At 40.8% G+C, this 13,823-nt stretch carries 13 protein-coding genes and 1 riboswitch; of the genes, 12 read left to right on the top strand and 1 reads right to left on the bottom strand.

Annotated elements, in window-relative coordinates:
* The first annotated feature begins 1 nt into the window (after position 1).
* The 7 genes from resB to M3197_RS05005 all read left to right on the top strand — a co-directional run bounded on the left by resB (position 2) and on the right by M3197_RS05005 (position 8,264).
* Positions 2 to 1,657, top strand: a complete 1,656-nt coding sequence (gene resB / locus M3197_RS04975; protein WP_251659215.1) for a cytochrome c biogenesis protein ResB — start codon at positions 2 to 4, stop codon at positions 1,655 to 1,657.
* Positions 1,657 to 2,841, top strand: a complete 1,185-nt coding sequence (gene ccsB, locus M3197_RS04980) for a c-type cytochrome biogenesis protein CcsB (protein WP_251659217.1) — start codon at positions 1,657 to 1,659, stop codon at positions 2,839 to 2,841. Before resB ends, ccsB begins: the two co-directional genes overlap by 1 nt.
* Positions 2,842 to 3,004: 163 nt before the next feature.
* Positions 3,005 to 3,724: a response regulator transcription factor gene (locus M3197_RS04985; protein WP_251659220.1), complete on the top strand. Its 720-nt coding sequence runs from the start codon at positions 3,005 to 3,007 to the stop codon at positions 3,722 to 3,724.
* A complete protein-coding gene (locus M3197_RS04990) occupies positions 3,721 to 5,487 on the top strand; it encodes an ATP-binding protein (RefSeq protein ID WP_251659222.1) in 1,767 nt (588 codons plus the stop codon). The genes M3197_RS04985 and M3197_RS04990 overlap by 4 nt, the downstream gene beginning before the upstream one ends.
* 59 nt (positions 5,488 to 5,546) lie before the next feature.
* Positions 5,547 to 6,098 (top strand): sigma-70 family RNA polymerase sigma factor, encoded by a 552-nt coding sequence (locus tag M3197_RS04995; protein WP_251659224.1) that lies wholly within the window; start codon positions 5,547 to 5,549, stop codon positions 6,096 to 6,098.
* Positions 6,076 to 7,281, top strand: a complete 1,206-nt coding sequence (locus M3197_RS05000; protein WP_251659226.1) for a hypothetical protein — start codon at positions 6,076 to 6,078, stop codon at positions 7,279 to 7,281. Before M3197_RS04995 ends, M3197_RS05000 begins: the two co-directional genes overlap by 23 nt.
* Before the next feature lie 72 nt (positions 7,282 to 7,353).
* Positions 7,354 to 7,486: riboswitch (FMN riboswitch) on the top strand.
* Positions 7,487 to 7,682: 196 nt separating this feature from the next.
* Positions 7,683 to 8,264: an ECF transporter S component gene (locus tag M3197_RS05005; RefSeq protein ID WP_251659228.1), complete on the top strand. Its 582-nt coding sequence runs from the start codon at positions 7,683 to 7,685 to the stop codon at positions 8,262 to 8,264.
* Positions 8,265 to 8,308: 44 nt separating this feature from the next.
* Here the strand turns inward: M3197_RS05005 and M3197_RS05010 are convergent, their stop codons facing one another.
* Positions 8,309 to 8,566, bottom strand: a complete 258-nt coding sequence (locus M3197_RS05010) for a ferredoxin (RefSeq protein WP_251659230.1) — start codon at positions 8,564 to 8,566, stop codon at positions 8,309 to 8,311.
* 146 nt (positions 8,567 to 8,712) lie between these two features.
* Between M3197_RS05010 and M3197_RS05015 the strand changes: the two genes are divergently transcribed.
* The 5 genes from M3197_RS05015 (at position 8,713) to M3197_RS05035 (ending at position 13,777) form a co-directional block, all read left to right on the top strand.
* Positions 8,713 to 9,720 carry a YpbB family protein gene (locus M3197_RS05015; protein ID WP_251659232.1) on the top strand — a complete coding sequence of 336 codons (1,008 nt, stop codon included), beginning with the start codon at positions 8,713 to 8,715 and terminating at the stop codon, positions 9,718 to 9,720.
* Positions 9,720 to 11,156: a RecQ family ATP-dependent DNA helicase gene (locus M3197_RS05020; protein ID WP_251659234.1), complete on the top strand. Its 1,437-nt coding sequence runs from the start codon at positions 9,720 to 9,722 to the stop codon at positions 11,154 to 11,156. Before M3197_RS05015 ends, M3197_RS05020 begins: the two co-directional genes overlap by 1 nt.
* Before the next feature lie 79 nt (positions 11,157 to 11,235).
* Positions 11,236 to 11,943 (top strand): LysM peptidoglycan-binding domain-containing protein, encoded by a 708-nt coding sequence (locus M3197_RS05025; protein ID WP_251659237.1) that lies wholly within the window; start codon positions 11,236 to 11,238, stop codon positions 11,941 to 11,943.
* A 166-nt stretch (positions 11,944 to 12,109) separates the two neighbouring features.
* Positions 12,110 to 12,793, top strand: coding sequence for a metallophosphoesterase (locus M3197_RS05030; protein WP_251660100.1), 684 nt, complete (start codon positions 12,110 to 12,112; stop codon positions 12,791 to 12,793).
* A 9-nt stretch (positions 12,794 to 12,802) separates the two neighbouring features.
* Entirely contained in the window at positions 12,803 to 13,777 is a 975-nt protein-coding gene (locus M3197_RS05035; RefSeq protein ID WP_251659239.1) for a YpdA family putative bacillithiol disulfide reductase, read from the top strand.
* Positions 13,778 to 13,823 lie beyond the last annotated feature (46 nt).

Consider the following 13,823-nt stretch of genomic DNA (forward strand, 5'->3'; position numbering starts at 1 on the left):
AATGAGTAAAATTAAATGCCAGTGCGGTCACGAAAATCCTTTCGGAACCGTCCTTTGCGAAAAGTGTGGTCGACCACTTACTGATGAAGCAAAAAAAAGTGAAATGGTGGACATGCGTTATGAAGGATCCGCAAGACGTTCGCAAACCTATAAAAAATCAGTCATCGATAAGGTTTGGAACTTCTTCTCTAGTGTTAAAATTGGTGTCAGTATAATTATTGCGGTGCTAGCAACTTCAGCAATCGGTACAATCTTCCCGCAAAAGTTTTATGTACCGGTGAGTGGGAACGATCCTTCAGAGTATCTGGAGTACTATGAGCGTCTCTATGGTACTGTCGGAAAACTGTATTATCAGCTCGGTTTTTACGATATGTATAACAGCTGGTGGTTCAAAATCTTAATTGGAATGCTTGGAACTTCTATCATTATTGCAAGTTTGGACCGGGTTATTCCGCTTTACAAGTCATTAACGAAACAGCGTACGAAACGTCATCCATCTTTTATGAAACGACAACGAATTTACGGAGAAAGTAAGGTCTCTGATTCTGATGAATCACTTAAGAATGCTGAAAAAGCTCTAAAAGATTTACACTATAAAGTAAAGGTCGAAGATGGCGCAATCCTCGCTGAAAAGAATCGGTTTGGTCGCTGGGGCCCCTATGTTAACCATACTGGACTTATCATATTTTTATTAGGTGTGTTAATGCGTGGTATACCAGGGTTTTATGTCGATGAAACGATGTGGATTCGCGAAGGGGAAACTCGAGAAATTCCAGGAGCTCCTGGATACTTGCTTGAAAATGTCGACTTCTCTGTAGAAACGTATTCAAAAGATAAAGCGGACGAAGTTTTCGGTGAGGCTCTCGATAAAAATGGTGCCATCGTGAGCGAGTTCAAATCTGATGTTAAACTCTATAAAGAAAAAGAAGGCTCTCTACCAGGTTCTTCTGATGTTGAGTTCATGAAAGAATATCCGATCGTTGTCAACAAACCATTGAAGTTTGATGGATATAGCATTTTCCAAATGGATTACAAAACAGGTGAATTGAAAACAATGACGTTTTCTTTGATGAACAAAAAGACAGAACAGTCTGTTGGGGAATTTACTATTGATCTTAACGATCCGGCCAATGATTATGATCTTGGGAATGGAACTTCAATAGAACTCATGGAATATTATGCGGATTATGATGGAATTGTCGATGGACAACCTTCATCAAAGTCTCCTATTCCGAACAACCCGGCATTTATATTCAATATGAAGACTCCTGAACATCCTGATGGCGAGAAGAGTTTTGTTGCTATTCGTCAAACATTAGAAGTTGAGCCAAACGACTACGAAGCCAAATTTCTCTCTGCTGAAACTAGAGATGCATCAGGTCTCACAATCCGTAAAGACAAGACACTTTATATTCTTTTGTTAGGTGGGATCGTCTTTATGATTGGTGTGATCCAAGGATCCTATTGGCAGCATAGAAGAATTTGGATTCAAAAGGGATCGGATTCTGAAATGCTGATTGCAGCACACACCAACAAAAACTGGTATACACTTAAAAAAGATTTGGATAAAGTGAAAGAAGTTGCTACTCTTCCAACGTATACCGATAAGCAGGACAAAGAAGCTGTCATTGATACGACGGAAGGAGAGACAAAATAATGGATTACGCGGCATTAAGTGCGAATTTACTGCTAGTATCATTTATCGCCTACCTGGTCGGCACCTTCTTTTTCGGAGGGGCAGTCAAGGTTTCAAAAACAGAAAAAACCTACAAAGATAGCATGTGGGGGAAAATCGGGATTGTCATTACAATTATCGGTTTTGTTTCTCAACTAGGATATTTCATAACTCGATGGATAGCATCAGGACATGCTCCTGTCAGTAATATGTTTGAATTTACGACTGCGTTCAGTATGATGCTTGTCGGATCTTTCATTCTCATTTTCTTTATCTACAAAACACCTTCGCTCGGTTTGTTTGCGCTTCCGATTGCGATTGTCATTATTGCATATGCAAGTATGTTCCCTAGAGAAATCACACCACTAATTCCAGCATTGAAGAGTTATTGGTTAACTGTACACGTTATTACAGCAGCACTTGGTGAATCTATTCTTGCTATTAGTGCGGTGGCTGGACTGATCTACCTTGCTAAAAACGTAGACTTGACAAAGAAGTCAAAAGAACGTTTTTGGCTGGAAGCAGTTATGTTCACGGTTGTTTTAGTTCTTGGATTTGTTGTTTCGTCAACAGCTTTCAGCCTATCAGGTTATGAAGCAGACTTTACGTACGTCGACAAAAACGGTAAACCTTCTGAAATGACGTATAACATGCCACCGTTGTTCGGCATGAGTGAGTACGAACAAGTCACAACAGATACGATGAAACCTTGGTTCGAAACGCCTGCAATCGTCAATGCGAAAACACTTACAACATTTGTTTGGTCACTATTTACGGGAATCATCCTCTATATACTGATCCGACTCATTTTCAGGCGTCCGATTGCAGCACTTTTACAGCCATTTGCCAATAAAGCCAATTCGCAATTAATGGATGAAATTGGTTATCGATCCGTTCTCATAGGCTTCCCAGTATTCACACTTGGTGCGCTTATTTTTGCAATGATTTGGGCACATGAAGCATGGTCTCGATTCTGGGGCTGGGATCCGAAAGAAGTATGGGCTCTCATCACATGGCTCTTCTACGCAGCATTTTTGCACTTACGCCTATCACAAGGCTGGGAAGGCAAGAAATCGGCATGGCTTGCTGTTGCTGGATTCGTCATTATCATGTTCAATTTAGTAGCCGTCAATTTAATCATTGCAGGTCTACACTCATATGCATAACAAAAACTGTGCAGCAAATCCGCTGCACAGTCTTTTTATGTGTTTTATTTATCAGAAGTCCTACACAATGTGCGTTGTATGTGAGGTAAATAGGTATACTAGTTTCTTTTTTCACGCTGGACAAGTACAATGAAAGAAGTAGTTTTGAAAGGAGCAATCGTCAATGGATGAAAACTTAAAATTGCTCGTCGTGGACGACGAAGACCGTATTAGACGGCTTCTTACAATGTATCTCTCTCGTGAGGGGTATGAAATGGACGAAGCATGTGATGGCGCAGAAGCGCTTGAAAAAATTGAAGAAAATCATTATGACTGTATCTTACTTGACGTCATGATGCCTGAAAAAGACGGAATGGAAGTTTTGGAAGAACTAAGAATAGCTGAAAACCAAACCCCAATTATTTTATTAACCGCAAAAGGAGAAGAATCTGACAGGGTCACAGGGTTTGAAACAGGAGCTGATGACTATATCGTTAAACCATTTAGCCCTCGTGAAGTAGTATTGCGTGTAAAGGCGCTTTTACGACGTGCGGGCTCATTTAACGGATCTTCCACTGCTGCAACTTCTAAAGACTTAGTCGTTTTCCCACAACTAACAATCGATCACGATGCACATCGAGTTACGGCAGAAGGCAAAGAGGTCAGCTTAACTCCAAAAGAGTACGAATTGTTGTATTTCTTGGCGAAAGCACCAGACAAAGTGTTTGACCGTGAGCAATTGTTAAAAGAAGTATGGCATTACGAATTCTTTGGGGACCTCAGAACCGTGGATACTCATGTAAAGCGCTTAAGAGAAAAGCTAAACAGAGTCTCTGAACAAGCAGCTAAAATGATTGTAACTGTTTGGGGCGTCGGCTATAAGTTTGAGGTGCCCACTGAATGAATAGAATATGGAATTCAATCGTCGGGAAGCTATGGGCAACCATATTGCTTCTCGTTTCATTTGTCCTGTTTATCGTCACGGCATTGCTATTAGAGTTCTTTGATAACTTTCATACACGTCAAGCTGAAGAAACACTTTCACGAGAAGCGAAAACTGTGGGGAGTATTATTATGGACCACGAAAACGAATCTGCAATGAAACTCGTCGTCAACGATATTTTGAATAACGGTACACATGCCATGGTCGTTGGTAACGATGGGCAAGTCGCTTACTCATTCCATGATGGAGTAGCAAATGTTAAATCGATTGAAGAGAAAATCTTAAGTGATAAGGTATTCAGCGAAAAAAATGATAATGAGAATTCCTCGAAACAAATGATTCTTCCTTCTCTAACTGAAAAAGAAGTTTCAGAACGCTACATTGTATCCTCCACACCTTTGCCAAATGAAGGCGAAGGCTATGTTGTTGTATACCAAAGTTTTGAAGCAATCCATGACACGACTAAGTGGACAACACATATCGTGCTACTTTCTGCATTTATCGCTTTCATTTTAACTACATTTTTCGCGTTTTTCCTTTCTACACGAATAACTCGACCGTTACGGCAGATGAAAGAAGCTGCATTTGAGTTGTCAAAAGGCAATTTCGATGCCAGGATACCGGTGAAGCAAAATGATGAAATTGGTCAACTATCTACAGCATTTAACCAAATGGGTAGACAATTAAAGTACAACGTGGAACTCATTAAACAGGATAAAGAACAATTATCGAGTATTTTGACGTCAATGACAGATGCAGTAATTACATTCAACCGGGATAACACAATTTTGCTCAGTAACCCTCAAGCGGAAAACGTTTTGCAAAAATGGTCATTTATCAATCAAGACTCAAAAGAACTGTTGCCTCCTGAAATTATTCATATGTTGGAACACGCCGTCATGTTTGCGGAGGAAGTGGATGCTGAATTAGAACTTGGGAAAAGATTTTTTGTAGTGAAGATTAGTCCCTTATACAGCAAGAATAGCATTCGAGGAGCAGTAGCGGTCCTTCGAGATATGACAGAGCAACACCAGCTTGACAAATTGCGATCTGATTTCATTGCGAATGTATCTCACGAATTAAGGACGCCAATCTCCATGCTTCAAGGATATAGTGAGGCGATCCTAGACGGGGTCCCTGAAACTGCCGAAGAAAATCATGAAATGGTGAAGATCATTCATGATGAATCTCAGAGAATGGGACGATTGGTGACAGATTTGCTTGATCTAGCACGGATGGAATCTGGACATATGCGTTTGTATAAATCGGAAATGGCGGTTATTCCATTTTTAGAACGAATGCGGAACAAATTCATGCAAGTTGCAAAAGACGCAAACGTCGATCTTGAAATAGAGCCTAATGGATCAGAAATGTTACATTTGCAAGCAGACGAAGATCGGATTGAACAAGTGTTCACCAATTTAATCGACAATGCAATTCGGCATACACCTGACGGAGGGCACGTAAAACTTTCTGTTGAGAAATATCCTAAATCCGTTGCAATCTCTGTAATTGATACAGGAAGTGGAATTCCTGAAGAAGATTTACCCTTCGTATTTGAACGTTTCTACAAAGCTGACAAGGCTAGAACACGTGGTAAAAGTGGAACCGGTCTTGGCCTTGCAATTGCGAAAAACATTGCAGATTCTCACGGTGGGAGTATTAGTGCAAGAAGAGGTGAGAAGGAAGGCACGATCTTTACTTGTGTGCTACCTCTAGAGTAATTTAACATGTAACTTTAGCGGTATATAGCCGTCAACTTATGTGAACGAGGAGGATTATTGTGGACGACTCCGTATTTCATCATTTATATGAAACGTATCATCAGGATGTATATAACTTCTTGACATACTTGACGAAAAATCGTCAACTTGCAGAAGACTTATCCCATGAAGTATACGTGAAAGCGATTCGTGCCTATTCCTCGTTTGAGGGACGGAGCAGCGAAAAAACTTGGTTGTTTGCCATTGCTAAGAATGTATCGATCGATTATTTCCGGAAAACGAAAGTACGCAGTAAATATGACGCTACTTTTTTCGACTGGGACAAAGATGACTTGAAATCGACAGACAAGACGCCTGAGCAACAATCGATTGATAAAGAACAAATGCGTTCTGTTTTTGAAAATCTGGATTCGTGTACGATGGACCAACGTCTTGTCATCATTATGCGCTATTTCAATGACCTATCGATATCAGATACAGCAGAAGTGCTTGGATGGTCTGAAGGGAAAGTAAAAACAACGCAACATCGCGCACTGAAAAGCTTAAGGACAAAAGTAACTTTGGCAGAATCAGAGAGGGGGGAGCCGAGTGAATCACGAACAAAAAGTTGATGAATTGGAAAAGCTCCTGCACTCTATGCCAAAAATAAAGGATGAACGTTCTAAGGAAGAAGTACTGGAACGTTTGAAGAACGATAAGCGACTTACTAAAACACCAGCCGTACCGTTGCGCAAGAAAAGCCGCGTTGTTCCCTTAATAGTGGCAGTAGCAGCAGTCTTACTGGTTGCGATACTAATTCCTACTTTCATGAGCTCTATGGACACTGGGAAACAATCAGCAGATGAGGCGTCAATCGAAAGTGATTCAGAGGGTGTGCCTGCAACTGCAAGAGAAGATGAAGAGATGGAGAACTTTTCAAAAGATTTTAGTTCAAAATCTGCCGTTTCAATGGGAGATGATTCTCAATATGCCGTGTATCCAGCTGATCTGGATGGAGGACGCATATTGCATATAGGGTTACAGGATGCTCAGGCTGTCAGTATTCCAGTTTCTATTCTTTTGTCTAAAGAACAGTTAGAAGCTAAAGGGGTAACTGAAGACTCGACAGATCTGGAAATCTACAAGGCATTTGCTGGAGAGTTGGATGAGGAAGCGCTAGGTTTTGAACCCATGCATCCTTTAGATGCGACATTCTCTGAAAAGGGGGATCAGCTTACCGTACTACTTAGCGATACGCATGGGTATGACTTATCAGCTGCTACACAGGAAGTGTTTCTTCACTCTCTTATGCAGACATTCCCTTCATATCGCAATATCCGAATATTAGATGGTTATGGGCAACCCGCCGATTTTGATCAAGTAGGTGAGCTTGAGCCAATCGATATACAAACAGAACTAACCAATACGCCTTATTATGTCTACACACTAGAAGATGGTCAACAGGTACTTTCTCCAAACTTCATGCAGCAAGCCGAGTCATTTAAAGAAGCCCTAAATCTCATGCAAACAGCACCAAATGACTTGTATGACCCTGTGATTCCCAAAGAGATGGATTTCACTGTCACGGTAAATGAAGGAATTGCTGAAGTTAAATTTAACAACGTTGTTCAACTAGATTCCATGCCACTGGATGTAGCTAGTCAACTAATTGATGGACTTACGCTAACAGCAGCTAGTTTTAATCTACAGCTAAAAGTAGTCAATGTTGAACCACTGGATTGGAATGGCTTGAATTTCAGAGGACTTCTCCCAAAAGCGATTGGAGCAAATCCGATGCCATTTATTTTGAAGTAACAGCCAATCTGTAAACAGACAAGTTTACAGATTGGTTTTTTTTTTATATACTAATGGTGTAATAAAATATTGATTCATCTTCGGGGCAGGGTGAAATTCCCGACCGGCGGAAATGGAAGCGAAAGCTTTTTAGCCCGCGAGCTTAACAGCTGATTCCAGTGAGATTCTGGAGCCGACAGTATAGTCTGGATGGGAGAAGGTGAAGGCGAAGCCGTCTTTTTGTCTGTTAGGCAACGGCTTATTTAAGCGCGAACATTCTAATTGATGTTGGTGTCTTAATTAAACACGTCTACACACTCCCTTTGGCATATATTTGCTGAAGGGTGTTTTTGTGAAGACAGACGAAAGATTAGGCAGATCCTTTCCTCTTTGTGAAGTGAATCGCAAAAGGAGAGAGTAGTATGAATAGTAAGAAATTACGGGTGATGATTTTAGTCGCCATCCTAGGTAGCATTTCCACAGTTCTTATGCAGTTTAACTTCCCGCTACCAGCACTACCAGGTTTTTTGAAAATTGATTTTAGTGAAATACCTGCAGTGTTAGCGGTGATGACACTAGGTCCTGTGGCAGGAATTCTCGTAGAGTTACTGAAGAACGTACTCTATTGGTTCTTATCAGGAAGTCCAACAGGTGTGCCTGTTGGGGAAATAGCGAACTTTGTGACTGGTGTCTTGTTCATCATGCCGATCTACTTTATATTCAACAAATTCCGTACCTCACGCGGCTTAACTGTGGGACTTTTATCAGGTACAATCTCGATGGCAGTTGGCATGAGTCTGTTAAATTACCTAGTCTTTTTGCCGGCTTACACGTATTTCTTAAATGCGCCGCCAGTAACAGGAGAAGGACTCTATACAATGATTGTCTTAGGGATTTTGCCGTTCAACCTGATTAAAGGTGCTATATTAATGGGGATTTCTCTACTGCTATATAAAAGTATGCAGAACTGGATTTCACAACAACATCGTAAATTATCTGTATGAACTAGAAAAACAGGCTATCCGCTAAAATGCGGGTAGCCTGTTTTTTAGTCTTCATATTTGAGTGGATCGCCATCGAATGGATCATCTGCAATTTTGATGGAGTCTGTTGGGCATCCGTCAAATGCATCTTCAAGGTCCTCCAGCAGTTCTTCTGGAACTTCAGTATTTCCCGTGTTATCATCGAGGATAACAAACGCAATTCCTTCATCATCATAATCATAAATATCAGGCGCTGCAGCTCCGCAAGCTCCACAAGCGATACATGTGTCCTGATCTACGATAGTAAACTTTCGAGTAGACATGTTCGTTCTCTCCTCTTTTCTTCACACTAGCAACTAGGTACTTCATCCATTCTAAAACGGTTTTCTACAGTTTTCAACCTTTAACCACTAGAAAGTAGGGATTCTTAGTGAAGTTGAGTTCAATAATTTTAAAGATCGCAAAAAAAATGGATGGGCAAAGGTCTTTGAATGCGAGTTTACATGTCTTGCGTGGAAAACGTTCAGGGCAGACACTCCAAGATATCGATTATTTTTCAGTGAAACCATATTTTTCACTACTCCCAAAACTAGCAGATGCGACTTTTGCAGAGGCTGTTCAGTCACTTCGACATTCAGGATTAATAAAAGAGAGTGAAGGAATTGTAACAGTCACAGAAAAGGGGAAGCGAACGGAAGAAGAATTACGAGTTTTTCACTTTGATGGCTGGAATTATAGAGGAAGGGAAGAAGTTTTCTTTTTGCGATTGGTCTTACTTGTACAAACGCTTTCTCAGTTACGAGACTCCCAAAATTCTTTTCATCCAATCACGAACGACCGGAAAATCCAGCAGTTTGTGAAGGAAGTATTACGAAGTCTTTATGATTCAAGACAGAATAACGCGCAGTACTTAGCAGATGAATTACTTCTGGCTTTGGAAATGACCGGTATTTCTGACCTTCAGGCATCCATATTGTGCCACCGACTAACCGGGGTGAACGCTTCCGGCTGGACTTGGGAGCAGCTTGAAGAGGCAACAAGCGAACCTGTCGCCAGTTTACAACTCGAGTATTTAGAAGCACTACATCGATTAATTGCTGTGTCAGAAAGTGAAAAGTTGGCTGAAAAGCTCCCGATACTACATAAGCTTGCGCGAGGTATTCGTATTGAAACACCACTAACAGATTCGACATCGATTACAAAAAAGTTGTTTGACCAAGGGGTGTCTATTGAAGAGATTGCAAGTACCCGTCAGTTAAAAGTGAATACCATTGAGGATCATATTTCAGAAATTGCGGCGAACGACCGAGATTTCCCTATTTTACAATTTGTAAATCAGGAAGATCAACTAGCGGTTGAAATGGAAGTGAAAAATAATGATGTGAAACGTTTACGTCTTCTGAAAGACAAGTTTCCACATTTGACCTATTTTCAAATTCGTCTTATTTTGACTAAAATGAAAGGAGAATACGTGTAATGGACCTTCATCATGAATTAAAAGTGCGATTTGGATATGATGAGTTTCGACCGGGTCAAGAAGGTGTCATACGCTCGATTTTGCAGCGTAATGATACACTTGCAATACTCCCAACAGGGATGGGGAAGTCGTTGTGCTATCAGCTGCCCGGTGAGATGCAGGATGGACTTGTTCTTATCGTATCCCCACTCGTTTCTTTGATGGAAGATCAGGTAGCGAGTATCCGTAAGCGTGGAGAAAAACAAGTTGCGGCAGTTAATTCATTTCTATCATCTGAACAACGAAAATACATATTTGATGAAATCCATAAGTTAAAATTCCTGTTCATTTCTCCTGAAATGATTAGTCGCTCTGACATGACAAATTTTTTGATGAGAGTACCTATTTCAATTCTGGTGGTGGATGAAGCGCATTGTATTTCCCAGTGGGGGTTCGACTTTCGCCCTGATTATTTGCGTTTAGGAGAGTTTATCCGATTAGCTGGAAATCCTCCGGTTCTAGCTTTGACGGCAACTGCTGATGCTCGAGTAGAAGCAGATATTATCCACTACTTACATATGTCTAATCCAAACGTAATTCGCCAGTCCTTGGACCGACCGAATCTAACATATACGGTTCAGCAACTGGAAACGGAAGCTGATAAGACAACGTGGCTAAAAGAACGGTTGAGAATGACTAAGGGTCCTGGAATCATTTATGTTGCCTCCAGGAAGCGTGCGGAAGAATTGACACATGCCCTTCAGCAAGAGGGAATTAGGATTGCTTCGTACCATGCGGGAAAAGAAGCTGGGGACCGAAATATTATTCAACAGCAATTTTTGAGCGGAGAATTATCTTGGATTTGTGCAACCAATGCATTTGGGATGGGCGTCCATAAGGATGATATTCGGCAAGTCATACATGATCAAATGCCGGCATCTGCAGCTGCGTATGTTCAAGAAGCTGGCAGAGCGGGTAGAGATGGTAAACAATCGAGTGCAGTTTTGTTGTATGTTACGGACGATGAACAGAAAGTTCGTTTCATTGTTCAAAAGGATTTGCCTGATGAACCACAAGTGCATCATTTTGCGGCAATGCGATCTTCTGGTCAGTCGATAGAATCTTCAGCAGAACTTGCAGGGATTTCTGAAACGGGCTCCAGAGTTGTTCAGTATTATCTGGAATCACTTACTTTGGAAGATGTTTATAAAACGTTCACAAAGTTAAAGTACGACAAAGAAGAGAAGTTAAGGCAAATGATTGCCTATGTGCATGAGAAAACCTGTTTGCGAGGGCAATTACTTTCTTATTTTGATGAGACATCCCAGACAAAGCCTAATATGTGCTGTTCCGTATGCGGAACGGTGAATGATGAGTGGCTTATAAGTACTGAGAGTTTAGGTAATCGAAGACGACTCCTACAATGGGAGGAGAGAATTCGATTACTGCTTTGCTAGTAGACCTTATTGCCGTTTACTTTTACGACAAAATTCGTCATAATAAAGATATAGTAATAGGGGATAGGAGAATGCCACTATGACAAAAAGTGACTATAACTCAGAGTTTGAAGAAAATAGAAAAGAGATCGACTTAGAGGATGACACTAAAGCCGATTTGCCCTCTCGCGTAAAACTACGTCAGAATAAAAATGCGACCCCTGGGCGTAAAAAGAAAGAATCCCGCAAAGGACTAACGCTGATCAACGTTATTCTTGTGCTCTTTACGCTCATACCGGTTGGAATATTTGTGTATGTTCTTTCGGATTTGTATAATCCTAAAGAGGGAACTAACGTTGAAATTGATCAATCAGACGTGACATTTGAACTGGGTTCAAGTCAGTCACCGAATTCTTCGAATGATGCGGCGGTTGATTCAAATGAAAATAAAGAAGACGATGATTTGAAAAAGGATGAAAACGCTAAAAAGGATGATGAATCTGAATCTCAAAAGGCAGAAAATAAGCCTGTAGCCACTCCAAAACCGGATCCAAAGCCAGAAACAAAGCCGGACCCAAAACCGGATCCAAAGCCAGATCCAAAGCCAGAAACTAAGCCAGACCCAAAACCGGATCCGAAACCAGAAGATAAGCCTTCTGCAAAATCACATACCGTTCAACCGAACGAAACACTTTATCGTATTTCGGTCACTTATTATGGTTCGGGTAGTGGGGTTGAAAAAATTAAAGCAGCAAATGGGTTATCATCAAATTCAATCAGTGTTGGTCAGACGCTGGTCATTCCTTAATTAAAAATTTTGAAAAGGCAAAGTACGCTAACTTTGCCTTTTTCATATGGTAGGTGGATGTATGAAAAATGTTTGGATTGGAATACGTGTGTTATTCACGTGTTTAAGCGTGCTGCTTGGATGTATGTTTTATAGTGCACATCGAAATTCTTTAAAGACCCACCGCATGAAGGTGAAATCTTCCTCCAAAGCTGACTGCGAGCTTACTGTATTTTTTATAAGTGACGTGCACCGCAGAAGAATCCCTACTAAATTGATAAAAAAAGTCCATTCCCGATCCAGCTCAGTGGACCTAGTTATTATTGGTGGCGATGTGGCGGAGAAAGGTGTTTCATCAGAAAGAGTGAGAAGTAATGTAGAAAAACTATCAACCTTAGGACCGGTGTACTACGTATGGGGAAATAACGATAGAGAAATTGGAGAATCCGTCATTCGAGAAATTATTGAAGGTGTCGGTGGAAAGATACTTGATAATGAAAGTGTTTGCATCCCGTCACATTCAGATTGGATTCTTAGTGGTGCAGATGATCCTTCGAGTGGTAATACAAACTTAAAAAAAGCTGTGTCATACAATGGTGAGTATACGTATCAGCTTATAGCAGTTCATAATCCATCGTTGTTCAATAAACTTCTCCAGATTGCTAATCCTGAGCTCCTCATAGGCGGTCATACACATGGAGGGCAAATTCGCTTCGGACCTTTCGGGATGCAACCACGAGGTGAATTTAAGGTTGAGGAAGATTATGCACAACTGATTAGCAATGGTTTTGGCACAACGCTGGTTCCATTACGTTTTGGTGCCCCCCCTGAAACTCATCTTATAAAAATTGAGTATAAAAAAGGAGTGTAACAAGTCGACATGCTTAAAACAGATGCCATTATTATAGGAGCAGGTCCTTGTGGACTATCTGCTGCTATTCACTTACAACGGTTAGGTCTTGATGTATTGCTGATAGAAAAGGGAAGTATCGTAAACTCGATTCACAGCTATCCAACACATCAAACGTTTTTTAGCTCAAGCATGAAATTATCAATTGGTAACATTCCATTTATTACTGCGAAAGATAAACCTCAACGTAATGATGCGCTGGTTTACTATAGAACAGTTGCCGAACTCGAACAATTAATGATAAACAGTAATGAAACAGTTTTATCTGTTGAAAAAACTGGGCATGTGTTTCATGTCACAACGGATAAGGCAGTGTACGAAACTTCATACGTTGTAGTTGCTACAGGTTATTACGACCAACCTAATCGCCTTGAAGCAGTCGGTGCAGACTTACCGCATGTTCATCACTATTTTAAAGAAGCGCACCCATACTTTCGAAAGAACGTAGTAGTCATCGGAGGAAAAAACTCTGCAGTAGATGCTGCGCTTGAGCTTGAACGAGCAGGTGCTAACGTAACAGTCGTTTATCGTGGTGCCTCATACTCACCTAGTGTGAAGCCTTGGATTTTACCTGGATTTGAAAGTCTGGTCAATAACGGGAAAATCAGAATGATTTTTCAAGCTACAGTAGAAGAAATTAGGGAAGATACAGTTCGTATCCGTACCGAGACAGGTGTAGAAGAAATCCAAGCGGATACTGTATTTGCCATGATTGGTTACCATCCGGATTACAATTTCCTTGGAAGTATAGGAATCGAGTTGGAACAGGAAAGTGGATGCCCGTTGTATAACGAGGAAACCATGGAAACTTCAGTAGAGGACCTCTATATTGCAGGGGTGATTGCTGCGGGTAATAATGCGAATTCAATATTTATTGAGAACGGAAGGCATCATGGTGAGGCCATTGCTTTATCTATTTCTGAAAAGTTGAAAGCGAATTGTTAACAGAATAGGTAATTGTTTCTGTATTTGTGATATAATCACCCTGATT

This window comes from Sporosarcina aquimarina, from assembly GCF_023715615.1.
GTDB classification, from domain to species: domain Bacteria; phylum Bacillota; class Bacilli; order Bacillales_A; family Planococcaceae; genus Sporosarcina; species Sporosarcina aquimarina_A.